The sequence below is a fragment of the Erwinia sp. TECH1 genome (genome assembly GCF_054057575.1).
Map to the genome: position 1 here is coordinate 4,196,917 of NZ_JBSRZK010000001.1, position 26,783 is coordinate 4,223,699.

Here is a 26,783-nt window from a genome sequence, read left to right on the forward strand (position 1 = left end):
CTGCGGCGACTACATACGTAGCGCCGCGTTCGGCACAGTTATGGCTGACGTTATCGGACATGGCATCTACAGACGTAACGCCGCGTTCAGGTCAGGCACGGCTGACGTTAGCAGATGCCGCATTTACAGCGGCGCGAACAGTGCGGTCAGGTCTTCGCTGGTAAAACTTGTTGTTTCGCTCAGGTCGTTTTCCAAAATCCCTTCGGCCAGCTCCGCTTTACGCTGCTGTAGCGCAACGATCTTTTCTTCAATACTGCCTGCGGCGATCAGCTTATAGACAAATACCGGCTTGTCCTGGCCCAGACGATAGGCGCGATCCGTAGCCTGATTCTCCGCCGCCGGATTCCACCAGGGATCGTAATGGATCACCGTATCGGCCGCCGTCAGGTTCAGGCCCACGCCGCCCGCCTTCAGGCTGATTAAAAACACCGGGACTTCGCCGTTCTGGAAGCGGCGTACCGGCTCGCTGCGATCGCGCGTGCTGCCGGTCAGGATCACGTAGGGAATACGCGCCTTCTGTAACTCTTCCGCAATCAGCGACAGCATGGTGGTGAACTGAGAGAAGATCAGGATACGGCGATCTTCCGCCAGCAGATCGCTGAGCATCTCCCGCAGCAGCGCCAGCTTGGCCGACTGTTTAACTCTGGTCGTTTTGTCGCTGTCGATCAGCCGTGGATCGCAGCAGATCTGCCGCAGCTTCAGCAGCGCATCCAGCACCAGCAGATGGCTGCGTCCCGCGCCCTGCTGCTCTACCGCCAGCTTTACGCGATCCTGCATTGCGCCGCGTACTTTTTCGTAAAGCTCGCGCTGCGCGCCTTCCAGCTCTACCGAGCGCACAATGGTGTTCTTCGGCGGCAGCTCTTTCGCCACTTCCTGCTTGCGACGACGCAGCATAAAAGGCCGCACGCGCTTAGCCAGCAGCTCGCGCCTGACCCGATCGCCGTCGCGCTCAATGGGAATACGCCACTCCTGGGTAAAAGCTTTTTCGCTGCCCAGAAAACCGGGCAGCAAGAAATCAAACTGCGACCAAAGTTCACCCAGGTGGTTTTCCAGCGGCGTGCCGGTCAGGCAAAGCCGGTAGCGCGACTTTAACGTGCGGATCACCGAGGCGGCCCGCGACGCGCTGTTTTTCACGTACTGCGCCTCGTCCAGGATCAGCAGATGATAGCTGTGGCCCAGCAGCTGCGGCTGATCGCGCCACAGCAGCGAATAGGTGGTCAGCACCACGTCATAGTGCTCAATGCGATCGTAAAAGGATTTTCGCTGCGGCCCGGTCAGCGCCAGCATTTTTAACGTCGGCGCAAAGCGGCTGGCTTCCTGCATCCAGTTATACACCAGCGTGGTCGGCACCACGATCAGCGCCGGACGATCCAGCCTGCCCGCTTCTTTCTCCAGCAGCAGATGCGCCAGCGTCTGAATGGTTTTTCCCAGCCCCATATCGTCGGCCAGCACGCCGGACAGATTATTGGCGCGCAGGAACTGCATCCAGCTGATGCCCTGGAGCTGATAGTCGCGCAGCCGGGCCTCAAGACCGGCAGGCGGCGCAACGGGCTGGATCCCTTTCCCCGCCCTCAGGCTCTCCGCCAGCTGCAGGACGCCGTTGTCGCCGTTAAACTGCCAGCGGCCCGTTTCGCTTAGCGCCGTCAGCCTGCCGGCCTCGTAAGGCGCGATACGCAGCGGTGCGGCTTCATCCTGCGCCAGCAGATCGGCCAGGCTGCCCACCAGCGTTTTCAGGCGACCGGCGCCAATATGCAGTCGTTCGTTACGTTCGCTGCGCAGCTCTACCGTTTCGTTATCGGCTATTACCGAAAGGTCGCTGGACAGCCAGCGGCGATCCTGACGGAACAGCCCCGCCAGCAGCGGCCGCATATTCACCTTATACGCACCGGTGTTGGCCTCTATCTCCAGCGCATACCAGCCATCCTGCTGCTGCACGGCGCGGCCATCGATGGCCGCAATTTCCGTAATGTTCCAGGTAAAATCATCGTCCACGCTGGTTTGCCAGCCGCGCTTGCGCAGGTCGGGAAGCACATGATGGATAACATCGCGCCACTGTTCGGGCATGTCCGGGGCGAAAATAGCAGGCGGCAGCGGCGCTGAATGCGGCGTATAGATATGGCCGGAAGGAATGGTCTTCAGCCCGGCGGCGTTAAGCTCGCTTAGCCAGCGCTGCTCCTGCTCCATCCGGCGGCTGACGCGGAAAAGCCTGCCGTGACGATCGGGAAAGTCTTCGCCGCTGCTGCCAGCTGGCACAAGAATACCGGCGTAGTCAAAATGCACCGCGGCAAAATCGAGCCGTTTCTGTCGATGTCCGTAACGGCCAAAACCGCTGATAAATTTCGCGCGCGATTCCAGCCGTAGCATGGGCTGCGGCTCGGCAGTCACCAGCGCGGGCGCGGAAGCGGCCTTGTTGACGGGCTGACGTTGCAGCCAGGCCAGCATGACCGCAGCGGCATGACGACAGTTGTTTTTAACCGGACAGGTGCATTCGCCGCTGGCGTGCAGTTTGCCCTGTGGCCGGCTGAAATGCACCATAACCTGGAAAGGTTCGATTTTTCTGCCGGGCACCTCGCCGGTCAACAGATTGTTCTGCCATTGCAGGTGCTGCGCTTTATCCACCAGCTCTTTTGCTCTGGCCACGGTGCGCGCGCCCAGCCAGCGGCTCACCTGTTTTTCGTTGTACGTTACAGAAGACATCAGTCTGTATCCCGGAATGGCCTGAGCAGATAACCGCTTTGCGTAACAGGCAATAATATGAAGTCCGGGCGGGTGATTGCAACTCCGGAAAGGCGCTGAACGTGCGAAAATCGATTAATCACGCTGCCTTCATCCTGCACAGAACGATTTTTGCGCGTTCGGAAAAATGGCCAGCGGCTTAAGTGTCTGACATTGCGTCACCCTTTTGCGATCTTTGTTCCAAATCAAAAACCAGGCGGTTAAATCGCAGGAAAGCACAACATATAGATACTATCATGCCACGCTATACCTATATGTAGATATTGAAACAGGGATACGCTATGGCTTCATTAGTGATTAAACGGGACGGCTGCCGCGCGCCTTTTGAGCAAGCACGCATTCTGGAGGCGATAAAAGGCGCGGCCAGCGCGGCGGCTATTCATGATGATGATTACTGCGCGCAGGTGACCGAACACATCTGTCGGCAGCTGACGCAGGAAGAAGTGGATATCCATGTTATTCAGAACGCCGTTGAAAACGCGCTGATGGCCGGCCCCTATCCCGCGCTGGCCCGAACCTATATAGAATATCGTCACGACCGCGATATTGCCCGCGAGCTGCGCGGCAAGCTGAATAAGGCGATCCGTGGGCTGGTCGAGCAAAGCAACCCGGCGCTGCTGAACGAAAACGCCAATAAAGACAGTAAAGTGATCCCCACGCAGCGCGATCTGCTGGCCGGTATCGTAGCCAAACACTATGCCACCCAGCATATCCTGCCGCGCGACGTGGTGTTGGCTCACGAGCGCGGCGAAATTCACTATCACGACCTGGACTACTCGCCCTTCTTCCCGATGTTCAACTGCATGCTGATCGATCTTAAAGGCATGCTGACCCAGGGCTTTAAGATGGGCAACGCCGAGATAGAGCCGCCTAAATCGATCTCGACCGCTACCGCCGTGACCGCGCAGATTATCGCCCAGGTCGCCAGCCATATTTACGGCGGCACCACCATTAACCGGATTGACGAGGTGCTGGCGCCTTTTGTCGAGGCAAGCCGGGAAAAACATCAGCAGGCGGCGCGTAAATGGCAAATTGCCGATGTGGAAGCCTACGCGCAGAGCTGCACGGAGAAGGAGTGCTTCGACGCCTTCCAGTCGCTGGAGTATGAGGTGAATACGCTGCATACCGCCAACGGCCAGACGCCTTTTGTGACCTTTGGCTTCGGCCTTGGCACCAGCTGGGCGGCGCGGCTGGTGCAGCAGTCCATTCTGCGCAACCGCATTGCCGGGCTGGGGAAAAACCATAAAACGGCGGTGTTCCCCAAGCTGGTCTTCGCCATCAAAGAGGGGCTGAACCGCTCGCCGGGCGACGCCAATTACGATATCAAACAGCTGGCGCTGGAGTGCGCCAGCAAGCGCATGTATCCCGATATCCTTAATTATGAGCAGGTGGTGAAAGTGACCGGCTCGTTTAAAACGCCGATGGGCTGCCGCAGCTTCCTGGGCGTATGGGAAGAGAACGGCGAGCAGGTGCATGAAGGACGGAATAATATCGGCGTGATCAGCCTGAATCTGCCGCGCATCGCGCTGGAGGCGGCGGGTGATGAAGCTCGCTTTTGGGATCTGCTGGACAGCCGTCTGCGGCTGGCGAAAAAAGCGCTGATGACCCGTATCGCCAGGCTGGAAAACGTCAAGGCGCGCGTGGCACCGATCCTCTATATGGAAGGCGCCTGCGGCGTGCGGCTGAAGGCAGACGATAACGTGGCGGATATATTCAGGCACGGGCGGGCTTCGATCTCGCTGGGCTATATCGGCATTCACGAAACCATTAACGCCCTGAGCGGCGGCAAAACCCATCTTTACGATGATGCGGCGCTGCGGCGCAAGGCGCTGGCTATCGTCAGCCGCCTGCGCGAAGCGGTGGAAGCCTGGAAAGAAGAAACCGGCTACGGCTTCAGCCTGTACAGTACGCCAAGCGAGAACCTGTGCGACCGTTTCTGCCGTCTGGATCGCGCGCAGTTCGGCATCGTCAAAGGCGTGACCGACAAAGGCTACTACACCAACAGTTTTCATCTCGACGTCGAGAAGAAGGTGAACCCTTACGACAAAATCGATTTCGAAGCGGCCTATCCGCCGCTCGCCAACGGCGGTTTTATCTGTTACGGCGAATATCCCAATATCCAGCATAACCTGAAGGCGCTGGAGGATGTCTGGGACTACAGCTACAGCCGCGTGCCCTATTACGGCACCAATACCCCGATCGACGAATGCTACGAGTGCGGCTTTACCGGAGAGTTTGACTGCACCAGCAAGGGCTTTACCTGCCCCAAATGCGGCAACCACGATCCTGAACGCGTTTCCGTCACCCGGCGCGTCTGCGGCTATCTGGGCAGCCCGGACGCGCGGCCGTTCAACGCCGGCAAGCAGGAGGAAGTGAAGCGCCGCGTTAAGCATCTGGCCGCAGGCCAGCTGGGGTGAATATTCATCAATATTACCCGGTCGATATCGTTAACGGGCCGGGTACGCGCTGCACGCTGTTCGTGGCCGGCTGCGAGCACCAGTGCGTCGGCTGCTATAACAAAAGCACCTGGCGGCTCTATTCCGGCTATCCCTTTACCGTGCAAATGGAAGAGCAGCTGATTGCCGATCTGAACGATACGCGCATCCCGCGCCAGGGTCTGTCGCTGTCGGGCGGCGATCCGCTGCATCCGGCTAACGTGGCCGATATTTACCGGCTGGTACAACGGGTGCGTCGCGACTGTGCGGGAAAAGATATCTGGCTGTGGACGGGCTACTGTCTGGCGGAGCTGAGCGCAGAGCAGCGCCGTGTGGTAGAGCTGCTCGACGTGCTGGTGGACGGTAAATTTATTGAGGCGCTGCGCGATCCGGCGCTGCGCTGGCGAGGCAGCAGCAATCAGGTTATCCACTATCTGCGCTAAGGACGGCGCGGCTTGCTTATCCCGTTCGCCTTTCCCGGCACGGCTAAATCTTATTTACCGACGCGGGCGGGACGCTGTAAATATCGAACTGACCGCTCCATGCGGAGCAGCTACTCACAGTGTTTGCAGATCGCCGACGCAGCGGTCACATTACTATGTCGTTTCGGTCGCGCTTACCGCGCGCGCGGGATCGCTGACGACTCGATGACGGTGACCTCCTGCCGTGCTGGCGCAAAAGCTTCGCGCAGCATCACGGCGGCGACGTCTCTGGCGGCAACGGCGCGCCAGTTGCCCGGCAGCAGACGAAACAGCGGCGCCATCAGCGACTCGCCCGCGCGGCTGTTTTCTCTTTCGCCCAGCAGCAGCGACGGCCGGATTAAGGTCAGGCGCGGCCAGCCCTGCTTTTGCAGCGCGTTCTCCATCTCGCCCTTCACCCGATTGTAGAAGAAAGGCGAATGCATATTTGCGCCATGCGCGCTGACCACCAGCAGATGTTTGGCGCCGAGCCGCTGACCGGCAATGGCCGTATCCACCACCAGCGCATAGTCGACGTGGATAAAGGCCGCCTTGCTGCCCGCCTCGCGCCGCGTGGTGCCCAGACAGCAAAAGACAATATCCAGCGGCGTTTGCAGCGGGCCCAGCACGTCGGTGAGATCGGCCTCCACCAGGTTAGTTACCTTGTTCATCTCCGGCAGCTTACGTCTTGTTGGCGCCACGATCTCGCTGACGCGCGGATCGTCAATCAGCAGGCGCAGAAGATGTTGTCCCACCAGGCCGGTCGCGCCGGTAATCAGTACTCTCATCCGTTTCTCCTTTTTACTGAGTGTAGCCTTCGCCTCCCAAAGCGGTTAGCGGCAGCTAACTCCCCCCTGTAATCAGTAACATGCAGCGCATTACTTCGACGCGGCTTGATTTTTCAGTGTTTTCAACCAGGCTTAACTGACTTCACAATAATAACCGGAGGAAAAGATGAGCAAGAAGATTGCTGTCCTGATCACTGATGAATTCGAAGACTCCGAATTTACTTCGCCAGCCGAAGCCTATACCAAAGCTGGCCACCAGGTTGTGACTATTGATAAAAAAGCGGGCGTCACCGTCACGGGCAAGCAGGGTAAAGCCCAGGTGAAGATCGATAAAGATATCGACCATGTAAACGTGGACGACTTCGACGCGCTGCTGCTGCCGGGCGGTCATTCGCCGGATAGCCTGCGCGGCGACGATCGCTTTGTAAACTTCACCAAAGCCTTTGTGGATGCCGGTAAGCCGATCTTCGCTATCTGCCACGGCCCACAGCTGCTGATTAGCGCCAACGCCACGCGAGGCCGCAAAATGACCTCGGTGAAGGCTATCGCTATCGATCTGAAAAATGCCGGTGCCGACTTCTACGACAAAGAAGTGGTGGTGGACAACGACAAGCTGGTCACCAGCCGTACGCCGGACGATCTGCCTGCGTTCAACCGTGAATCGCTGCGCATTCTCGAAACCGTTTGAGAGTAGCGGCCAGGTTCGCCTGGCCGTTCTTTTATTCCCGCCGCCAGCTCAGCTTTTTGCCAAATCCCAACGCGTTATCCACCATTTTCAGCTCGCTGACGGCGATTTCCCAAAGGGGCGCTGAAGCTGCCGCCGCGACCGGAAATCGTTTGATATAGGCCCTACGTGCTTTCTCTTCTGCCGCCCCCGTCAACAGGCTGACCTGCCCCGTATACTGCACGCCTTTGATTAACATCACCGACTTCGGCTGGCCGTTAATCGTGCCTGCAACCTGCGGATCGCGGACAAACTGGCTGCCGTGACGCGTTTTCTCCTCCGTCATCAGCCAGAACGCAACGTTCTCTGCATCAAAGACATAAAAACAGTTGGCGCACCAGACGGGGCTACCGCCGCACACCGACAGCACATGCTGCTTTTGTAAATAGCGGGTGATGGCCTGTAACGGCTCTGGTTCGGACATGATGACTCCCTGAAAACTACGCAAAAAACCTTTCGCGCCGTGCGCGAGCTGATAAACTTTCGGCCACGACTGGCGACGGGCAATAACGGATGGCAACACAGGCAACAGCGCCCTGGCACCTTTATATCGTGCAGACAGCAGGCGGCGCGCTCTATACCGGCATTACTAATGATGTGCCGCGACGCTTTAAGCAGCATCAGGCGGGCACGGGCGCGAAGGCGCTGCGCGGCAAAGGGCCGCTGACGCTGCTGTTTCACTGCGAAGCGGGCGACCGCGCCAGCGCCTCCAGGCTGGAATACCGGATAAAGCAGCTGAAACGGCAGGAAAAAATCAGGCTGGTGACGCACCAGCCTGTTTCACTTGAAGCCTGGCTGACCGATCTTACTGGCGGTTAAACGGCGCCGCGAAATCGATCTGGCCTTCCACGCCGCTAAAAGCATCATCCGCCAGCTTGTAGACCTGGAAAGCGGCTTCACCGCCCTGCCAGCGGCAGCGTAGCTGATGGCGGGCGGCCGGTTCAAAACCGTAGCGCCCGTAATAGTCGGGATCGCCCACCACCACTACGGCGGCGTAGCCGAACTCGTTAAGCGTATCCAGCCCTTCGTAAATCAGCTGCTTGTCTAACGGCTGGTCGCGTACGCTTTCATCCACCACCAGCGGCGCCAGGCCTACCCACTGCTTGTCTTCGCCATTCAGGGTGACCGGGCTGAAGGCAGCATAGCCCAGCACCTGTCCTTCATCATCGGTCGCCACAATGCCCAGCGTCAGTAAGCCATCTTCACGCAGCTGCTGTACCAGCTCCGCCTCTGCGGAGGTGGGAAAGCTGCGGCGCAACAAACTGTCTATGCTGGCCGCATCGACGCCGATTTCCGTACGAATTAACATGTTACACCTGCGCGATCTGCTGTCGCAGCCGCGTCCTCAGTCAGTCCTGCCTCAATAAAATCAGCCAGCTGCATCAATCCGATTCGCAGCGGCTTCGGCATAGTCTCAAGCTCGATAGCATCCATCAGATTTTTGACTTCCAGCCCCAGCTCGGTATCGCCTTCAATCACCAGCCGACGCTGAAAAAACAGCGTATCCGGATCGCGCCGACGCGCCGCCAGCAGCAGCAGGTCGTTGACGTCGCCGCGAAACCACACATCCGCCTCGGCCCGATCGGCCACCCGTAACGCGCCCTGCTCAACGGTGGTTGCCCAACTCAGCCCCAGATCGCGGATTTCAACACCTAACCAGTGCCCCTGCAAAAAGTTTAACTCACCTTCCGCCAGTGCATAGTGAAATTGCCAGCTCAGCAGCTGCTGCAAAAAATGTTTTTTAGCGGCAAAGGGGGCAAATTGTAGCGGCAGACGCAGCCACTGCGGGCCTTTGCGAACCAGCTGCACGCGTAACGGGTTAAGCACCATTATCACTCCTTCAGATAAAATTTCAGCTATTTTGCCATATTGCAGGATCCTGTAAGGCAGATGGATCAACAAAGTGCGCAAACCTTGCGGGCTTCGTCATAAAAATTATGGCGATCGTTACGCTTTTCACTGCCCTGCATCAAAAAATGGCACGGTGGAGAAGCGTAAACTTCTTTGTTCTCTTGCTTACGGGATCTTATATGGAACTGCTTTGTCCTGCCGGCAATCTACCGGCCCTGAAGGCGGCCATCGCCAGCGGCGCAGATGCTGTCTACGTTGGGCTGAAAGATGATACCAACGCCCGTCATTTCGCCGGCCTTAACTTCACGGCAAAACGGCTGGAAGAGGCCGCTCGCTACGTTCATCAGCATAGACGCAAACTGCATGTTGCGATTAATACTTTCGCCCATCCATCCGGCTATGCCCGCTGGGAAAACGCCATAGACAGCGCGGCCGACGCGGGCGTGGACGCACTGATCCTGGCCGATATCGCCATGCTGGAATACGCAGCAAGCCGCTATCCTCACATCGAGCGACACGTTTCCGTGCAGGCTTCGGCCACCAACAGCGAAGCGATAAAATTCTATCAGCGCCATTTTGACGTTGCGCGCGTAGTGCTGCCGCGCGTGCTTTCCGTGCATCAGGTTCGCCAGCTTGCCCGCACGTCGCCCGTGCCGCTGGAAGTGTTCGCTTTCGGCAGCCTGTGCATTATGGCCGAAGGTCGCTGCTACCTCTCTTCCTGGCTGACCGGCGAGTCGCCTAATACCGTAGGCGCCTGCTCGCCCGCCCGTTTTGTTCGCTGGCAGCAAACGCCAGACGGGCTGGAATCCCGCCTGAATAACGTGCTGATTGACCGCTACGGCGCTCAGGAAAACGCCGGCTACCCTACCCTGTGTAAAGGCCGTTATAAGGTGGAGCAGACGGCTTACCACACGCTGGAGGAGCCGACCAGCCTGAACACGCTTGAGCTGCTTCCCACGCTGCTGGGCATGAATATCGCCTCGGTGAAAATCGAAGGCCGTCAGCGCAGCCCGGCCTATGTGCAGCAGGTGACGCAAATCTGGCGACAGGCTATCGATCGCTGCAAGGCCGATCCGCAGAATTTTGCCGTGCAGCAGCACTGGATGGCCGCGCTCAGCGCCCTGAGCGAAGGGACGCAAACCACGCTGGGTGCTTATCATCGTCAATGGCAGTAGGAAAAATCATGAAGTATGCGTTAGGGCCGGTGCTTTGGTACTGGCCGAAAGAAGATCTGTACGCTTTCTACCAGGCCGCCGCCGCCAGCCAGGCGGACATTATCTATCTGGGCGAGGCGGTGTGCAGCAAACGCCGCGCCGTTAAATTTGCCGACTGGATGGCGCTGGCGAAAGAACTGGTCGGCGCGGGCAAGCAGGTTGCGCTAAGCACGCTGGCGCTGGTTGAGTCGCCTTCCGAGCTGACCGAGCTGAAGCGCTATGTCGATAACGGCGAATTTCTGATTGAAGCCAACGATATGGGCACGGTGCATATGGCCGCGGAAGCGGGCCTGCCTTTTGTCGCCGGTCATGCGCTGAACTGTTATAACGCCATGACGCTGCGCCTGCTGCATAAGCTGGGTATGGTGCGCTGGTGTATGCCGGTCGAGCTTTCGCGCGACTGGCTCTGCGCGCTGTTAGCCCAGTGCGAAGAGCTGGGGATCCGCGGCCGGTTCGACGTAGAGGTGCTGGGGTACGGCTATCTGCCGCTGGCGCTCTCCGCCCGCTGCTTTACCGCCCGCGCAGAAGATCGCAGCAAAGACGATTGCCAGACTTGTTGTATTAACTACCCTCACGGCAGAGCGGTGCGCTCTCAGGAAGATCAGCAGGTGTTTGTGCTGAACGGTATCCAGACCATGAGCGGCTACTGCTATAATTTGGGGAACGATCTGGTTTCCATGCAGGGATTGGTGGACATTGTCCGTTTCTCACCGCAGGGAACCGACACGCTGGAAGTGATAAATGCCTTTCACGCTAATGAAACGGGCCATGCGCCGTTAACGCTGATTGACCAACAGCACTGCAACGGCTACTGGCGGCAAATGGCCGGTCTGACGCTGGTGGAGTAACGCGCCGTCGGCCAGCCGCCATTTCGTTTAGCGCGGTAGAGGCACACTTATCTTTCTTCACGTCCCGGGCTCGCGTAAAGTGCTGCAAATTGCCAATCCGCTTCCCTGAAGATCGCTTAGGCTGTGTATTTGCGCAGGCGCGTAGCCTGGAAATAAAGTGAGCGATTATGTCTGATAAAAAAACTGCCTCTCTGTCCGTGCTCGATCTGGCCCCGATCCCTCAGGGCGCGACCGCGCGTGACGCTTTTCATACCTCGCTGGCGATGGCGCAGCAGGCGGAACAACTGGGTTTCAACCGCTACTGGCTGGCTGAACACCACAATATGACCGGCATCGCCAGCGCGGCGACGTCGGTGCTGATCGGCTATCTTGCCGCTAATACCAGCACGCTACGGCTCGGCTCTGGCGGCGTGATGCTGCCAAACCACGCACCGCTGGTGATTGCCGAGCAGTTCGGTACGCTGGAATCTCTCTATCCGGGACGCATTGATTTAGGCCTGGGACGCGCGCCCGGCTCCGATCAGCGCACCATGATGGCGCTGCGTCGGCATATGGGCGGTCACGTGGATAACTTCCCGGCCGACGTGGCGGAGATAGTCGGCTGGTTCGACGCTGAACAGGGCGAGGCGCCTGCCGTTCAGCCGGTGCCGGGCCTGGGCCTGAAAATCCCCGTCTGGCTGCTTGGCTCCAGCCTTTACAGCGCCCAACTCGCGGCGAAGCTGGGCCTGCCGTTCGCTTTCGCCTCGCATTTTGCGCCCGAGATGCTGTTCCAGGCGCTTCACCTTTATCGCGAAAACTTTAAGCCTTCGGCTCGCCTGGCGCAGCCGCACGCGATGGTTTGCGTTAACGTGGTCGCCGCCGACAGCGAGCGCGATGCCCGTTTCCTGTTTACCTCCATGCAGCAGCAGTTCGTCAATCTGCGTCGCGGTCAGCCGGGCCCGCTGCCTGCGCCGGTGGAAAATATGGATAACCTGTGGTCGCCTTCCGAGCAGTATGGCGTGCAGCAGGCGTTAAGCATGTCGATTGTCGGCGATCTGGATAAAGTGCGTCACGGCCTGTCTGCACTGATGCGGGAAACCCAGGCGGATGAAATCATGGTAAACGGCCAGATTTTTGATAAAGAGGCGCGGCTGCGCTCGTTTGCGCTGGCCATGGAAGCCTACCGCTCGCTGTAACAAAAATGGCGGGGGAAGCCATTCCCTCGCCCGCTGTTAAAACGATTCCCGCCTGACGTACTCGCCCCGCTGCAACTATTCGCTTTCTTAAAGGCAAAAAAAATGCCGGTCACTTTTCAGTGACCGGCATCAGACTGGCTAGCAGTGATTAGGCATCACGACGACGAGTCGGCGCTGCGCCGTCTTCACGACGTGGCGCACGACCGTCACGGCTGAAGCCGCCCGGACGACGCTCGCCGCTACCGCTGCGCTCGTTGCTGAAACGACGACCGCCTTCGCTACGTCCGCCTTCGCTACGCGCGCCGCCGAAACCGCCGCGACCTGGCGCACCGCTACCGCGACGCTCACCGCCACGATCGTTGCTGCGAGGCTGCGCATCACCAATCAGCTGCATATTCATCGGCTTGTTCAGAATACGCGTGCGGGTGAAATGAGACAGAATGTCGCCCGGCATGCCTTTTGGCAGTTCGATAGTTGAGTGCGTACCAAACAGCTTGATGTTGCCGATGTAGCGGCTGCTGATATCGCCTTCGTTAGCGATAGCGCCAACGATATGACGAACTTCAACGCCGTCATCACGACCCACTTCGATACGGTAAACTTCCATATCGCCAACGTCACGACGCTCACGACGTGGACGATCGCCATCACGGGCTTCGCGAGGACCACGGTCCGGACGGTCGCCGCGACGATCGTCACGCTCTTTGAACTCACGACGCGGACGTGGAGCCGGATCTGCCGGTACGATCAGCGGACGTTCGCCCTGCGCCATTTTCAGCAGCGCGGCAGCCAGCGTTTCGATATCCAGCTCTTCTTCCGCAGGCTGCATTTTGCTCAGCAGCGCACGGTACTGTTCCAGATCGCTGCTTTCCAGCTGCTGCTGAACTTTAGCGGCAAACTTGGCCAGACGACGCTGACCCAGCAGCTCTGCGTTTGGCAGCTCTACTTCAGGAATAGTCAGCTTCATGGTGCGTTCGATGTTACGCAGCAGACGACGCTCACGGTTCTCAACGAACAGCAGCGCACGGCCGGCACGACCTGCACGACCGGTACGGCCGATACGGTGAACGTAAGATTCGGCATCCATTGGGATGTCGTAGTTCACAACCAGGCTGATACGCTCAACATCCAGACCACGTGCCGCTACGTCGGTAGCGATCAGAATATCCAGACGGCCGTCTTTCAGACGCTCCAGGGTCTGCTCACGCAGCGCCTGATTCATATCGCCGTTCAGGGCCGCACTGTTATAACCGCTGCGCTCCAGCGCTTCGGCCACTTCCAGCGTGGCGTTTTTGGTGCGCACGAAGATAATCGCCGCATCAAAATCTTCCGACTCCAGGAAGCGTACCAGCGCATCAGTCTTACGACCGTAAGCGGTCCAGTAGCTCTGGCTGATATCAGGACGCGTGGTCAGGCTTGACTGAATACGCACTTCCTGTGGATCTTTCATGAAGCGTTTGGTGATACGACGAATCGCTTCTGGCATGGTGGCAGAGAACAGCGCGGTCTGATGATCGGCCGGGATCTGCGCCATAATCGTTTCAACGTCTTCGATGAAGCCCATACGCAGCATTTCATCGGCTTCGTCCAGCACCAGGCCGCGCAGGTTAGAAAGGTCTAACGTGCCGCGTTTCAGGTGGTCCAGCAGACGACCAGGCGTACCCACAACAACCTGTGGACCCTGGCGCAGCGCACGCAGCTGTACGTCGTAACGCTGGCCGCCGTAAAGGGCCACTACGTTAAGACCGCGCATGTGTTTAGAGAATTCAGTTACGGCTTCCGCAACCTGAACCGCCAACTCACGAGTTGGTGCCAGCACCAGGATTTGTGGCGCTTTCAGGTTGCTGTCAATGTTGTGTAGCAGTGGCAGCGAGAACGCTGCGGTTTTGCCGCTACCGGTCTGTGCCATACCCAATACGTCACGGCCCGCCAGCAGATGTGGGATACACTCTGCCTGGATCGGAGATGGCTTAACATAGCCCATGCCGTTAAGTGATTCGAGGATGGATTCGTTCAGACCCAGGTCAGCAAAAGTGGTTTCAATTTCAGTCATGTAGTACACGTGCCTCTTAGATTGCGGCGGCCAGTCTACATAACTCGTCGTGAAAACATTCAGTCATTTTCATCAAAAAGTGTGAACCGGCTCAAATTAGTGGTTTCGACGAACAAGAAAGCCCTCACCCGTGAAGATGATGACATTTCAAAAATCAGGCAAAAAAAGTTCGTCAGCTATTGCTGGTCAGATTCTGATAAATCGTCTTGTGTCTGGCCGAGTAGCGCCAGCTCCAACAATGCATATCGGTGCTCAACAAAGTTATGGACGTTGTTGGCAACCGTCAGCTTGAACAACGCTTCTGCGTTGTCCTTCTCCCCCAGACTTAGGTAGTGCTTACCTAAATAGAAGTTGGTTTCACTGAGATGTTCAGCGAGCGAGGTGTTATCCGTTGCGTCCGCCTTGAGCCTCTCCATCAGCGTTTTTTCGCTGATACGGCCCAGGTAGAACTCGACAATATTCCATCCCCATTGGTCTCTGTCCGCCTTATCGTAACGCTGCTTCAGCGCCACTTCTGCCTTGTCAGCGCTCATCTCACGTTCATCGAGATAGAGCCACAGGCTGCGGAAAGGATCGTTAGGATCGTCTTGATAAAACGCCAGCAGATCATCTTGCGCTAGTTTAAATCTTCCACCGTAGTAGAGTGCGATTCCGCGATTTAAACGCGCGTAATTGTAAGTTGGATCAAGCTCAAGTACAGAATCAAACGCTTCGTAGGCAGCATCAAAATTGCCTGCCTGCGTCAGATATATGCCTAAGTAATTGAATACTTCCGGCATATCCGGTCTGACAGACAGCGCTTGTGAAAAATCATTTCGCGCCAGTGCTCTCAAACCTAAACTATCATACAACACTCCGCGCTCATATAACAGCTGTGCGCGTTCATCATCGGTTAATGCCCGACTGGCAAGTATTTGTTCCATGCGCGCCAGGATCACTTCCTGCTGCAACGTAGGCTGTAGCGGAACAGCCAAAACCTCGTTGTTACGCCAATCCGGGTTGCTGCATCCTGCCAGCGTTAAAGCTGTCGCAACGAAACACCAGCGCAAAAAAGGCTTCATTCACCACTCCCAAATACAAACAATGGGATGATCATCCTTTCATCCGCCTGCCGTGCACAAGGTGTCGTCCTGTCCTCGCGATGGAACAGCTCTTCGCGTCGCCGCGAAGAGCTTAGTGTGCTGCTTATTCTGCTGAAGCTTCTGGCGCAGGCGCCGCAGCCGCTTCCGGCTCGGCCGCTTCCTTGATGCTCAGGCGCACGCGGCCCTGACGATCAACTTCCAGAACTTTCACCGGGACTTCCTGACCCATCTGCAGATAGTCAGTGACTTTCTCAACGCGCTTGTCGGCGATTTGAGAAATGTGCACCAGACCCTCTTTACCGCCGCCGATAGCGACGAAGGCGCCGAAGTCGACGATGCGGGTCACTTTACCGTTGTAAATGCGGCCCACTTCGATTTCTGCCGTGATCTCTTCGATACGGCGGATAGCGAACTTCGCTTTGTCACCGTCGGTCGCAGCGATTTTCACGGTGCCATCATCTTCGATTTCGATGGTGGTGCCGGTCTCTTCGGTCAGCGCACGAATAACAGAACCGCCTTTACCGATCACGTCTTTGATCTTGTCCGGGCTGATCTTGATGGTATGGATGCGCGGAGCAAACTGCGAGATATCGCCGCGTGGCGTGCTGATAGCCTGTTCCATTACGCCCAGGATATGCAGACGCGCGCCTTTAGCCTGGTTCAGCGCCACCTGCATGATTTCGCGGGTGATGCCTTCGATTTTGATGTCCATCTGCAGCGCGGTAATGCCTTCACGGCTACCGGCTACTTTGAAGTCCATGTCGCCCAGGTGATCTTCATCGCCCAGGATATCTGACAGCACGACAAAGTTATCGTTGTCTTTAACCAGACCCATCGCGATACCGGCTACGGCCGCTTTGATCGGCACGCCCGCGTCCATCAGCGCCAGTGAAGCGCCGCATACGGAAGCCATAGACGATGAACCGTTGGATTCGGTGATTTCTGACACTACACGTACGGTGTACGGGAACGCGTCGCCTTTCGGCATTACGGCCAGCACGCCGCGCTTCGCCAGACGACCGTGACCAATTTCACGACGCTTAGGCGAGCCAACCATACCGGTTTCACCCACGGAGTACGGAGGGAAGTTGTAGTGGAACAGGAAGTTGTCGGTGCGTTCACCCATCAACTCGTCCAGGTTCTGTGCGTCACGCGCGGTGCCCAGCGTCGCCGTTACCAGCGCCTGAGTTTCGCCACGGGTAAACAGCGCGGAGCCGTGAGTACGCGGCAGCACGCCGGTGCGCACGTCCAGACCACGGATCATATCTTTTTCACGACCGTCGATACGCGGCTCACCACGCAGAATGCGGCTACGCACCACGTTCTTTTCCAGACCGTGCAGGATATCGCTGATTTCGCCTTCGTCCAGGCTTGCGTCTTCCGCCAGCAGCGCCGCTGTGGTTTCAGATTTGATCACGTCAACCTGAGCGTAACGCTCCTGCTTTTCGGTGATGCGGTAAGCGTCGCTCAGACGGGATTCGGCCAGCGCGGCGATGCGGCTGTTCAGCGCTTCGTTAACCGCTTCCGGCTGCCATTCCCAGCGAGGTTTGCCCGCTTCGGCAACCAGTGCCTTAATGTTTTCGATAACAACCTGCTGCTGCTCGTGGCCAAATACCACGGCGCCCAGCATCTGATCTTCGCTCAGCAGTTCCGCTTCGGATTCCACCATCAGCACGGCACCTTCGGTACCGGCAACAACCAGATCCAGCTTGCTTTCTTTCAGCTCGTCGGTGGTTGGGTTCAGCACGTACTGGTCGTTGATGTAACCCACGCGGGCAGAGCCGATTGGGCCGTTGAAAGGAATACCGGACAGGCTCAGCGCGGCAGAAGCGCCGATCATCGCTACGATATCAGGGTTAACCTGTGGGTTAACGGAAACCACGGTGGCAATCACCTGGACTTCGTTAACAAAACCTTCCGGGAACAGCGGGCGAAGCGGGCGGTCAATCAGACGCGCAATCAGCGTTTCGCCTTCGCTTGGACGGCCTTCACGACGGAAGAAGCTGCCCGGGATACGACCAGCAGCGTAGGTACGCTCCTGATAGTTGATGGTCAGAGGGAAAAAGTCCTGACCCGGCTTGGCTTTTTTCTGGCCAACTACGGTTACAAATACAGCGGTGTCGTCCATGCTGACCATAACGGCAGCGGTGGCCTGACGAGCCATCATACCGGTTTCAAGCGTGACGGTATGCTGACCATACTGGAATTTTTTTACGATCGGATTCAGCAAAATAATGTCCTTAACGTTCCTGGCAAGAGCTTTCTCCTGCCGTGACTCTTAAATCTTCATTGCATCCTCGCGACTAATGACAACCCTAATCCCTTATGGGACAAAGCCTCTCATTAGCCGCGCGAATCTCTGCAACTGAAGATCACACTCAGCAACAATACAATAGTTTGGCCTGGATTGCTGCCGCCCGACTGAAAAAAGGGGCCATAAAGGCCCCTTTTTAGCGAAACTCGCACAAATCTGCCTTTTTCCCCCTTTTCCTTCGTCGGACGACGAAAGCGAGGAGAGCAGACTGTAAGACTTAGCGACGCAGACCCAGACGCTCGATCAGGCTGGTGTAACGTGCAACGTCTTTACGCTTCAGGTAATCCAGCAGCTTACGACGCTGTGAAACCATGCGCAGCAGACCGCGACGGCTGTGGTGGTCTTTTTTGTGCTCAGAGAAGTGACCCTGCAGATGGTTAATCTGAGCGGTCAGCAGAGCAACCTGAACTTCGGTAGAACCACTGTCGTTAGCATCACGGCCGTAATCAGCAACGATCTGCGCTTTGTTTTCTGCACTTAGAGACATTTTACTACTCCAAATTTTAAGATAAATGTACAGGCGCCGATCTCTAATTCAGCCACCCAATGTAAAGCCGCGCCATTCTACTCTGAGCCTGAGGCTTTCGCAAATGATGCATCGGAATATTCTACAACCAGCCGACGCGGCGCAACGCGGCCATCTTCCGCCACTTCCGCCATGCCGATAAACTGACGCGCCTCGCCTTCCGTGACGCGCACCAGCCCCGAGTCCGGCACGTTCGCCGCCTGCACCGGCATGCCCTGTTTAAAGTAAGCCGCCGCGCTGACAGGCAGGTTTACCTCAGGATAAGCCGCCGCCGGGCTGTCCATCGGCATCAGCAACGGGTCGAGCAGCTCTGCCGCCGGACGCTCGTTACGCGCGGCCTCTTCGCTAAGTGCCTGCAGCTGCTCCAGCGTGACCATTGCGTCGATCGGATAGGTCGCGACCTGCAAACGACGCAGGAAAATCACGTGCGCACCGCAGCCCAGCATTTCGCCTAAATCGTCCGTAATGGTGCGGATGTAAGTGCCTTTTGAGCAGTGGATTTCCAGCTCCAGCTCGTCGCCTTCAAGGCGAATAAATTTTAGTTCGTAAACGGTAATGCTGCGTGCTTCACGCGGAACTTCAATGCCTTCACGCGCATATTCATAGAGCTTGCGCCCCTGATACTTGAGCGCCGAATACATTGACGGCACCTGCTGCGTTTCGCCACGAAAGCTATCCAGCGCGGCGTCAAGCTGCGCCTGCGTGAAGTTCACCGGTCGTTCGCTGATGATCTGACCGTCCGCATCCGAAGTATCGGTACGCTGGCCTAACCGCGCGATCACGCGATAGCGCTTGTCGGAATCGAGCAGATAGCGGGAAAACTTCGTCGCTTCGCCCAGGCATATTGGCAGCATACCGGTCGCCAGCGGATCGAGCGCGCCCGTATGGCCCGCGCGGTTGGCGTTAAACAGCCGCTTAACTTTTTGCAGCGCGTCGTTAGACGACAGGCCGCCGGGCTTGTCCAGCAGCAGGACACCGTGAATATCGCGTCCGCGACGACGAGGACGACTCATTACTCCTCCTTGTCGTCTTCCGCAGGGCCACGGCGCTCGGCGTCGTTGCGAACCACGTTAGTGACAAGGTTAGACATGCGCATCCCTTCAACCAGCGAGTTGTCGTAGAAGAAGGTCAGTTCAGGCACGATACGCAGGCGCATCGCTTTGCCCAGCAGGGAGCGGATATAGCCGGAAGCGTCGCCCAGCGCGCGCAGGCCGCCTTTGATGGCGTCTTCGTCTTTATCGTTTAAAAAGGTAACGAACACTTTTGCATAGGCCAGGTCGCGGGAAACTTCCACGCCGGAAACCGTGACCATCATGCCCAGACGCGGATCTTTGATCTCACGCTGTAAAATAATCGCGATCTCTTTCTGCAGTTCCTGGGAGACGCGCTGCGGGCGACCGAATTCTTTCGCCATAATTATTCTCTCCAAATAAATACGGGAGGCGCAAAGGCCTCCCGAACAGGTTGGTCAGGCAACCATTAAGCGATGGTACGCTGGATTTCGATGATCTCGAAGACTTCGATCATATCGCCAACGCGCACATCGTTGTAGTTCTTCACGCCGATACCACATTCCATGCCGTTACGGACTTCGTTAACGTCATCCTTGAAGCGGCGCAGGGATTCCAGCTCGCCTTCATAGATAACCACGTTGTCGCGCAGCACGCGGATTGGGTTGTGACGCTTAATGTTGCCTTCCGTCACCATACAGCCGGCAACCGCGCCAAACTTAGGTGATTTGAACACGTCACGCACTTCGGCCAGGCCGGTGATCTGGTGCTTGTATTCCGGCGCCAGCATACCGCTCATCGCCTGCTTCACTTCGTCAATCAGGTTATAGATGACGGAGTAGTAACGCAGATCCAGGCTTTCTGAATCGATCACGCGGCGCGCGGACGCGTCGGCACGAACGTTAAAGCCTACCAGGATGGCGTTGGAAGCCGCAGCCAGCGTGGCGTCGGTCTCGGTGATACCACCTACGCCGGAGCCAACGATTTTCACTTTCACTTCGTCAGTGGAAAGCTTCATCAGCGAGTCGGCGATAGCTTCGACAGAACCCTGTACGTCCGCTTTCAGCACGATGTTCAGCTCGGAAACTTCGCCTTCGGTCATGTTAGCAAACATGTTCTCCAGCTTGGATTTCTGCTGACGCGCCAGCTTAACTTCACGGAATTTGCCCTGACGATAGAGCGCCACTTCACGCGCTTTCTTCTCGTCACGCACCACGGTCGCTTCATCACCGGCAGCAGGCACGCCTGACAGGCCCAGGATTTCGACCGGGATCGAAGGACCCGCAGTCAGCACTTCGCGGCCCAGCTCGTCACGCATCGCACGCACACGGCCATACTCGAAGCCGCACAGCACGATATCGCCTTTGTTCAGCGTACCTTCACGTACCAGCACGGTAGCAACAGGGCCGCGACCTTTATCCAGGAAGGATTCGATCACGACGCCGCTGGCCATACCCTGACGAACAGCGGTCAGCTCCAGGACTTCAGCCTGCAGCAGGATAGCGTTCAGCAGGTCGTCGATACCGGTTCCGGCTTTCGCGGAAACGTTAACGAACATGTTCTCGCCGCCCCACTCTTCCGGAATGATACCGTACTGAGTCAGTTCGTTTTTAACGCGATCCGGATCGGCTTCTGGCTTATCGCACTTGTTCACCGCAACCACAACCGGCACTTTCGCCGCTTTGGCGTGCTGGATAGCTTCGATGGTCTGTGGCATCACGCCGTCATCGGCGGCGACAACCAGGATAACGATATCCGTTGCCTGAGCACCACGAGCACGCATTGCGGTAAACGCGGCGTGGCCCGGGGTATCCAGGAAGGTCACCATACCGTTGTCGGTTTCGACGTGGTAAGCACCGATGTGCTGGGTAATGCCGCCCGCTTCGCCAGAGGCGACTTTAGTGGAGCGAATGTAGTCCAGCAGTGAGGTTTTACCGTGGTCAACGTGGCCCATGATGGTCACGACCGGCGCACGGGATTCCATGGCCGCATCGGTATCACGATCGCTCATTACCGCTTCTTCCAGCTCGTTCTCGCGGCGCAGCGTCACTTTGTGACCCATCTCTTCCGCGACCATCTGGGCAGTTTCCTGATCGATAACCTGGTTGATGGTGGCCATAGCGCCCATTTTCATCATCGCTTTGATGACCTGGGAGCCTTTCACCGCCATCTTGTTAGCCAGTTCCGCTACGGTGATGGTTTCACCGATAACCACGTCACGGTTAACAGCCTGAGCCGGCTTGTTGAAGCCCTGCTGCAGCGTACTCTTACGCTTGCCGCCTTTACCGCCACGGAATTGCGCACGCGCTTCTTCACGGTCGGTTTTCGCTTCGGAATGCTTGTTGCCTTTCTTACGCTGTGGGGCTTTAGCCGGACGAGCAGCGCGAGTGCGGCGATCGCCTTCAACCTGCGCATCGTTCTCGTCTTCTGCCGCACGGGCGTGGGTAGAGGTGGTCACGTGATAGTCAGAAGTGTCTTCCACTTCTTTCTCCGCTTCCGCCCATTCTGAACCTTTTTCTTCCGCCATTTTACGGGCCTCTTCCGCTACGCGCTTCGCTTCTTCTTCGATCTTGCGACGCGCTTCTTCTTCAGCTTTACGCTTCAGTTCAGCGGCTTCCGCTTCACGACGGGCTTTATCAGACTGTTGATTGCGGGTCATATCGTCGGTTTGTTGGTTGCTCACTTTGTCTTTTTCCGCTGCTTCACGCCTGGCTTTCTCTGCCGCCTCACGTTTAGCCTGCTCCTCGGCTTCACGCTGCGCTTTTTCTTGAGCTTCGCGCTGGGCTTTTTCTTCAGCCTCGCGACGAGCCATTTCTTCCGCTTCGCGCTGTGCCTGCTCTTCTGCTTCTGCCTGAGCGGCTTCTGCAGGATCGCCTTTTACATAGGTGCGTTTTTTGCGGACTTCGATTTGCACCGATTTACTTTTACCGCCGGTGCCCGGAATATTCAAGGTGCTGCGCGTTTTGCGCTGTAAGGTCAGTTTACCAGAACCGCCATTGTTGTCGCGATTCAGGTGCGTCAGGAGCGTCTCTTTTTCCTGCTGGGTCACAGAGTCGGTTTCAGACTTGCGGATCCCTGCATCAGCAAATTGCTGTACCAGGCGTTCTACCGGTGTCTGAATCTCTGCCGCCAGCGATTTTACAGTTACATCTGTCATGCTGTTCCTTCCTGCTACAGTTTATTACGCGTCGTCGCCGAACCAGCAGATATTTCGTGCAGCCATAATCAGCTCGCCGGCCCTTTCGTCGTTCAGGCCTTCAATATCTGTCAGATCGTCAACACCCTGCTCGGCAAGATCTTCCAGCGTGCAAACGCCAATCGCTGCCAGCTTAAATGCCAGCTCGCGGTCAAGACCTTCCAGGTTCAGCAGATCTTCTGCCGGCTGTTTGTCGCCCAGACTCTCGGCTTTTTCCAGAGCAAGGGTGGTTAACGCATTTTTCGCACGATCGCGCAGCGCTTCTACTGTCTCTTCATCCAGACCGTCGATTTCCAACAGCTCGTTGATAGGCACGTATGCCAGCTCTTCCAGAGAAGAGAAGCCTTCTTCAACCAGCACGGTTGCGAAATCTTCATCAATATCGAGATGTTTGGTAAAGACGTCGATGGCAGCGTGGGCTTCAGCCTGGTGCTTGGCCTGCAGATCGTCGACCGTCATCACGTTCAGCTCCCAGCCACTCAGCTGCGAAGCCAGACGCACGTTTTGGCCGTTACGGCCAATCGCCTGAGCCAGATTTCCGGCTTCTACGGCGATATCCATGGTGTGATTATCTTCATCCACCACGATAGAGGCGACGTCCGCCGGGGCCATCGCATTGATCACGAACTGCGCAGGATTGTCATCCCACAGCACGATATCAATACGTTCGCCACCCAGCTCGCTGGACACCGCCTGAACTCGCGCACCGCGCATACCCACGCAGGCGCCGACCGGGTCGATACGCTTGTCGTTGGTTTTTACGGCGATCTTGGCACGGGAGCCTGGATCGCGCGCGGCAGCTTTAATCTCAATCACTTCTTCAGCAATTTCCGGCACTTCAATGCGGAACAGTTCGATTAGCATCTCCGGTTTGGAGCGCGTAACGAACAGCTGTGCACCACGCGCTTCCGGCCGTACTGCATAGAGTACGCCGCGGATGCGGTCGCCCGGACGGAAGTTTTCACGCGGCAGCATATCTTCACGAATGATTACCGCTTCCGCATTGGTATTAGAACCATCGGTTGGGCGCACTTCGAGAGAGATGTTGTCGCGGTTCACTTTCTTCACGACGCCGGTGATGATCTCACCTTCCTGCTCGCGGAACTGGTCAACGACCATCGCGCGTTCTGCCTCGCGCACTTTCTGCACGATAACCTGTTTTGCCGTCTGCGTGGTGATACGGTCAAAGGTGACAGATTCGATCTGATCTTCAACATAATCGCCCAGATTCAGCGATTCGTCTTCGAATCGCGCGGCATCCAGGGTGATTTCACGCGTTGGCATGGTGACTTCGTCAACAATGACCCAGCGGCGAAACGTGTCAAAATCGCCGCTTTTGCGATCGATGCTGACGCGGACGTCGATTTCCTGCTCGTACTTTTTCTTGGTAGCCGTGGACAGCGCGCTCTCCAGCGCTTCGAAAATCTTCTCGCGCGGGAGGGATTTCTCGTTCGATACTGCCTCGACTACAGCTAAGATTTCTTTGTTCATCCTGGTATGCCTCAATCCGGACTTTTAAAAGTGGGGAACCAGGTTCGCCTTCTGGATGTTACTCAGCGCGAACACTTCGTCGTTACCCTCAACGGCAACGGTTACCATTTCACCATCTACGGATTTAATGATTCCCTGCCACTTGCGGCGGTTCTGTACGGCCATACGCAGCACCAGGCTTACTTCCTCGCCGGTGAATCGCGCGTAGTGCTCTGCGGTAAAGAGTGGGCGCTCAAGGCCTGGCGAGGAGACTTCAAGGTTATAAGCCACGGTGATGGGATCTTCAACATCAAACACCGCGCTGACCTGGTGGCTGACATCAGCACAATCATCAACATTGATGCCATCTTCACTATCAATATAGATGCGCAGCGTAGATGTGCGACCGCGAACGAACTCAATGCCAACCAGCTCGTAGCCCAGCGCTTCTACCGGTGCCGTAATCAGCTCTGTTAATTTTTGCTCTAATGTGGACAATCCCACCCCCAAGACATAAAAAAAGGGCTTAATAGCCCAGTATGCTGTTTCCTGATAACAAAAAACCCCGATAAATCGGGGCTTTATGCGACTGGACCCTGTACGCCATAAATGGCGGTTCGGCACAATCCATAGAATTTTTTTCAAAATTCGCTGTTAGCGCCGTGCAATGCATACAGTATATTTGAACAAAGAACTCTAAGGGAAAGTGGTTGCGGGGGCCGGATTTGAACCGACGACCTTCGGGTTATGAGCCCGACGAGCTACCAGGCTGCTCCACCCCGCGTCCGAAAACGTGGCAAATACTACGCCGATCTTGCATAAAATGCAAGCAAAACTGAGATTTGGTACCGAGGACGGGACTTGAACCCGTAAGCCCATGCGGGCACTACCACCTCAAGGTAGCGTGTCTACCAATTCCACCACCACGGCACTAAAAGGTTGCGACTTTTTCTTTTCTGTCGCGTCGAAATTTACAGCTTACTGTGGGATATCGCTACCCGGCGCGGCCGGTTTCGCTGGCTGACTCTGCTGCTGTGCAGGCTGAGACAGATTTTCCCACTCGCTTCCTTTCTGCGTTTTGTTGCTGTTCAGGTTGCCCAGGATCAGACTGATTACAAAGAACAGCGTCGCCAGCACTGCGGTCATACGGGTCATAAAGTTGCCAGAACCGTTAGAGCCGAACAGCGTTGCTGAAGAACCTGCACCGAACGATGCGCCCATATCAGCGCCTTTACCTTGCTGCAGCATGATCAGACCTACAAGGCCGATTGCCACAATAAGGAAAACTACCAAAAGAGCTTCGTACATAATCAACCTGTTTCCTTGCGCGTTATCGCGCATTTAAGCTTCAAAACCAGTGAGCAGATAGCGTTGTCGCTACCCATCAGAAGCGGGTGTGAATACTAACCAAAGCGGCCTGATTGCGCAAGGGCAATTTAGCACGGCCACGTCAATTGCAGAAAAAAGCGGCAAAAGCGACGACAAAGCTGAAAAAAGCGCCAACTATCACACGGCTACGACGCTTTCAGCCGGGCACCCTGTCGTGCCCGGCCCGGTTATTATTTGCCTCAGACAGCCTTGACCGCATCGGCAATGCGGTGTGCCAGCGACGTGACCTGCGCTTCGTCTTCGCCTTCCACCATCACGCGGATCAGCGGCTCGGTGCCCGATTTACGCAGCAGGACGCGACCACGCCCTTTCAGTTCTTTTTCCGCTTCGGCCGTCACCGCTTTCACCTGCGCATCTTCCAGCGGATCGGTTGCGCCGCTAAAGCGCACGTTCACCAGGATCTGCGGCAGCAGCTTCATGCCGCTGCACAGGTCGTGCAGGCTCATATGGTTGCGTACCATGGCAGTGAGTACCTGCAAACCTGCCACAATGCCGTCGCCGGTAGTGGTCTTGTCCAGCAGGATAACGTGACCGGAGTTTTCCGCGCCCAGCCGCCAGCCTTTCTCCTGCAGCTTCTCCAGCACGTAGCGGTCGCCCACTTTCGCCCTGGCGAAAGGAATGCCCAGCTGTTTCAGCGCCAGCTCAAGCCCCATATTGCTCATCAGCGTGCCTACCACGCCGCCGCGCAGCTGGCCCTGGCGCAAGCCTTCGCGAGCCACGATATAGAGGATCTGATCGCCGTCGACCTTTTCACCCAGGTGATCGACCATCATGATACGGTCGCCGTCGCCGTCATAGGCCAGCCCGATATCGGCTTTTTCGGCCAGTACGCGAGCCTGCAGCTGGCGAAGATCGGTTGCGCCGCATTCCTTGTTGATGTTCATTCCGTCCGGATTGACGCCAAGGGTAATCACTTCCGCCCCCAGCTCGCGCAGCACGTTTGGCGCAATGTGATAGGTGGCGCCGTTGGCGCAGTCCACCACGATTTTCAGGCCGTTCAGGCTCAGCTCGCTGGGGAAGGTGCCTTTACAGAATTCGATATAGCGGCCTGCGGCATCCACAATACGGCTGGCGCGTCCCAGCTCGGCAGAGTCAACGCAGGTAATGGGCTTTTCCATTTCCGCTTCAATCGCTTCTTCGACCTCATCCGGCAGCTTGGTGCCGTCGATCGAAAAGAATTTGATGCCGTTGTCGTCGAAAGGGTTATGCGACGCGGAAATCACAATACCCGCTTCCGCGCGGAAAGTGCGGGTCAAATAGGCGATAGCGGGCGTCGGCATTGGGCCGGTAAAAGCGGCTGACAAACCTGCCGCCGCCAGGCCTGCTTCCAGCGCGGATTCCAGCATGTAGCCGGAAATACGCGTGTCCTTACCAATAATAATTTTTTTTGAGCCGTTGCGCGCCAGCACTTTGCCTGCCGCCCAGCCCAGCTTCAGAACGAAGTCTGGGGTAATCGGCGTTTCGCCGACCTTGCCACGAATGCCATCTGTACCAAAATATTTACGGTTGCTCAT

General features: G+C 56.9%; 24 protein-coding genes and 2 tRNA genes. 7 read left to right on the forward strand and 19 right to left on the reverse strand.

What is annotated here, in order from left to right:
• Positions 1-123: 123 nt before the first annotated feature.
• Positions 124-2,697, reverse strand: coding sequence for a DEAD/DEAH box helicase (locus ACVWZ0_RS19660; RefSeq protein ID WP_253457965.1), 2,574 nt, complete (start codon positions 2,695-2,697; stop codon positions 124-126).
• A gap of 320 nt (positions 2,698-3,017) precedes the next feature.
• Here ACVWZ0_RS19660 and nrdD point away from each other — a divergent pair, with 320 nt between their 5' ends.
• Together nrdD and nrdG are read left to right on the forward strand one after the other, a co-directional pair.
• The gene (gene nrdD, locus ACVWZ0_RS19665; RefSeq protein WP_253457962.1) at positions 3,018-5,153 is read left to right on the forward strand and encodes an anaerobic ribonucleoside-triphosphate reductase; all 2,136 of its coding nucleotides are present in this window, start codon (positions 3,018-3,020) and stop codon (positions 5,151-5,153) included.
• Positions 5,150-5,614, forward strand: a complete 465-nt coding sequence (nrdG, locus tag ACVWZ0_RS19670) for an anaerobic ribonucleoside-triphosphate reductase-activating protein (RefSeq protein ID WP_253457959.1) — start codon at positions 5,150-5,152, stop codon at positions 5,612-5,614. Before nrdD ends, nrdG begins: the two co-directional genes overlap by 4 nt.
• A gap of 173 nt (positions 5,615-5,787) precedes the next feature.
• On the opposite strand, the gene ACVWZ0_RS19675 is transcribed toward nrdG, so the two are convergent.
• A complete protein-coding gene (locus ACVWZ0_RS19675) occupies positions 5,788-6,417 on the reverse strand; it encodes an NAD(P)H-binding protein (protein WP_253457958.1) in 630 nt (209 codons plus the stop codon).
• Between the two features lie 166 nt (positions 6,418-6,583).
• On the opposite strand from ACVWZ0_RS19675, the gene ACVWZ0_RS19680 reads away from it, so the two are divergent.
• Positions 6,584-7,105 (forward strand): type 1 glutamine amidotransferase domain-containing protein, encoded by a 522-nt coding sequence (locus ACVWZ0_RS19680; protein ID WP_125287129.1) that lies wholly within the window; start codon positions 6,584-6,586, stop codon positions 7,103-7,105.
• Positions 7,106-7,136: 31 nt separating this feature from the next.
• Here ACVWZ0_RS19680 and ACVWZ0_RS19685 read toward each other — a convergent pair whose 3' ends face one another.
• Positions 7,137-7,565 carry a YhbP family protein gene (locus tag ACVWZ0_RS19685; protein WP_253457955.1) on the reverse strand — a complete coding sequence of 143 codons (429 nt, stop codon included), beginning with the start codon at positions 7,563-7,565 and terminating at the stop codon, positions 7,137-7,139.
• Positions 7,566-7,654: 89 nt separating this feature from the next.
• Here ACVWZ0_RS19685 and ACVWZ0_RS19690 point away from each other — a divergent pair, with 89 nt between their 5' ends.
• The gene (locus tag ACVWZ0_RS19690; RefSeq protein WP_253457952.1) at positions 7,655-7,960 is read left to right on the forward strand and encodes a GIY-YIG nuclease family protein; all 306 of its coding nucleotides are present in this window, start codon (positions 7,655-7,657) and stop codon (positions 7,958-7,960) included.
• On the opposite strand, the gene ACVWZ0_RS19695 is transcribed toward ACVWZ0_RS19690, so the two are convergent.
• Positions 7,947-8,450, reverse strand: a complete 504-nt coding sequence (locus tag ACVWZ0_RS19695) for a GNAT family N-acetyltransferase (protein WP_253457949.1) — start codon at positions 8,448-8,450, stop codon at positions 7,947-7,949. The genes ACVWZ0_RS19690 and ACVWZ0_RS19695 overlap by 14 nt on opposite strands.
• A complete protein-coding gene (gene ubiT, locus ACVWZ0_RS19700; protein WP_253457945.1) occupies positions 8,444-8,971 on the reverse strand; it encodes a ubiquinone anaerobic biosynthesis accessory factor UbiT in 528 nt (175 codons plus the stop codon). Before ubiT ends, ACVWZ0_RS19695 begins: the two co-directional genes overlap by 7 nt.
• A 200-nt stretch (positions 8,972-9,171) precedes the next feature.
• Here ubiT and ubiU point away from each other — a divergent pair, with 200 nt between their 5' ends.
• The 3 genes from ubiU (at position 9,172) to ACVWZ0_RS19715 (ending at position 12,229) form a co-directional block, all read left to right on the forward strand.
• Entirely contained in the window at positions 9,172-10,167 is a 996-nt protein-coding gene (gene ubiU, locus ACVWZ0_RS19705) for a ubiquinone anaerobic biosynthesis protein UbiU (RefSeq protein WP_253457943.1), read from the forward strand.
• 8 nt (positions 10,168-10,175) lie between these two features.
• Positions 10,176-11,054, forward strand: coding sequence for a U32 family peptidase (locus tag ACVWZ0_RS19710; RefSeq protein WP_253457941.1), 879 nt, complete (start codon positions 10,176-10,178; stop codon positions 11,052-11,054).
• A gap of 167 nt (positions 11,055-11,221) precedes the next feature.
• Positions 11,222-12,229, forward strand: a complete 1,008-nt coding sequence (locus ACVWZ0_RS19715; protein ID WP_253457938.1) for a luciferase-like monooxygenase — start codon at positions 11,222-11,224, stop codon at positions 12,227-12,229.
• Between the two features lie 148 nt (positions 12,230-12,377).
• Here ACVWZ0_RS19715 and ACVWZ0_RS19720 read toward each other — a convergent pair whose 3' ends face one another.
• The 14 genes from ACVWZ0_RS19720 to glmM all read right to left on the reverse strand — a co-directional run bounded on the left by ACVWZ0_RS19720 (position 12,378) and on the right by glmM (position 26,783).
• Complete coding sequence (locus ACVWZ0_RS19720; protein WP_253457935.1) at positions 12,378-14,282, reverse strand: DEAD/DEAH family ATP-dependent RNA helicase; 1,905 nt, start codon at positions 14,280-14,282, stop codon at positions 12,378-12,380.
• Between the two features lie 16 nt (positions 14,283-14,298).
• Entirely contained in the window at positions 14,299-14,355 is a 57-nt protein-coding gene (gene yrbN / locus ACVWZ0_RS19725) for a protein YrbN (RefSeq protein WP_106382000.1), read from the reverse strand.
• Positions 14,356-14,458: 103 nt separating this feature from the next.
• Positions 14,459-15,343 (reverse strand): lipoprotein NlpI, encoded by an 885-nt coding sequence (gene nlpI / locus ACVWZ0_RS19730; protein WP_253457932.1) that lies wholly within the window; start codon positions 15,341-15,343, stop codon positions 14,459-14,461.
• Between the two features lie 124 nt (positions 15,344-15,467).
• Complete coding sequence (gene pnp / locus ACVWZ0_RS19735) at positions 15,468-17,594, reverse strand: polyribonucleotide nucleotidyltransferase (RefSeq protein WP_253457929.1); 2,127 nt, start codon at positions 17,592-17,594, stop codon at positions 15,468-15,470.
• Positions 17,595-17,895: 301 nt separating this feature from the next.
• The gene (gene rpsO, locus ACVWZ0_RS19740; protein ID WP_125287118.1) at positions 17,896-18,165 is read right to left on the reverse strand and encodes a 30S ribosomal protein S15; all 270 of its coding nucleotides are present in this window, start codon (positions 18,163-18,165) and stop codon (positions 17,896-17,898) included.
• Between the two features lie 77 nt (positions 18,166-18,242).
• Positions 18,243-19,217, reverse strand: a complete 975-nt coding sequence (gene truB, locus ACVWZ0_RS19745; protein WP_253457926.1) for a tRNA pseudouridine(55) synthase TruB — start codon at positions 19,215-19,217, stop codon at positions 18,243-18,245.
• Positions 19,217-19,618: a 30S ribosome-binding factor RbfA gene (gene rbfA / locus ACVWZ0_RS19750; RefSeq protein WP_125287116.1), complete on the reverse strand. Its 402-nt coding sequence runs from the start codon at positions 19,616-19,618 to the stop codon at positions 19,217-19,219. Before rbfA ends, truB begins: the two co-directional genes overlap by 1 nt.
• Positions 19,619-19,683: 65 nt before the next feature.
• The gene (infB, locus tag ACVWZ0_RS19755; protein ID WP_253457923.1) at positions 19,684-22,371 is read right to left on the reverse strand and encodes a translation initiation factor IF-2; all 2,688 of its coding nucleotides are present in this window, start codon (positions 22,369-22,371) and stop codon (positions 19,684-19,686) included.
• Positions 22,372-22,395: 24 nt separating this feature from the next.
• Positions 22,396-23,901 carry a transcription termination factor NusA gene (gene nusA, locus ACVWZ0_RS19760; RefSeq protein ID WP_253457920.1) on the reverse strand — a complete coding sequence of 502 codons (1,506 nt, stop codon included), beginning with the start codon at positions 23,899-23,901 and terminating at the stop codon, positions 22,396-22,398.
• Positions 23,902-23,925: 24 nt separating this feature from the next.
• Complete coding sequence (rimP, locus tag ACVWZ0_RS19765) at positions 23,926-24,378, reverse strand: ribosome maturation factor RimP (protein ID WP_148101243.1); 453 nt, start codon at positions 24,376-24,378, stop codon at positions 23,926-23,928.
• Positions 24,379-24,587: 209 nt separating this feature from the next.
• Positions 24,588-24,664, reverse strand: a tRNA-Met gene (locus tag ACVWZ0_RS19770).
• Positions 24,665-24,723: 59 nt separating this feature from the next.
• Positions 24,724-24,810: transfer RNA gene (locus ACVWZ0_RS19775), tRNA-Leu, on the reverse strand.
• Between the two features lie 48 nt (positions 24,811-24,858).
• Positions 24,859-25,188 carry a preprotein translocase subunit SecG gene (gene secG, locus ACVWZ0_RS19780; RefSeq protein ID WP_253457917.1) on the reverse strand — a complete coding sequence of 110 codons (330 nt, stop codon included), beginning with the start codon at positions 25,186-25,188 and terminating at the stop codon, positions 24,859-24,861.
• Positions 25,189-25,448: 260 nt separating this feature from the next.
• Complete coding sequence (glmM, locus tag ACVWZ0_RS19785) at positions 25,449-26,783, reverse strand: phosphoglucosamine mutase (RefSeq protein ID WP_253457915.1); 1,335 nt, start codon at positions 26,781-26,783, stop codon at positions 25,449-25,451.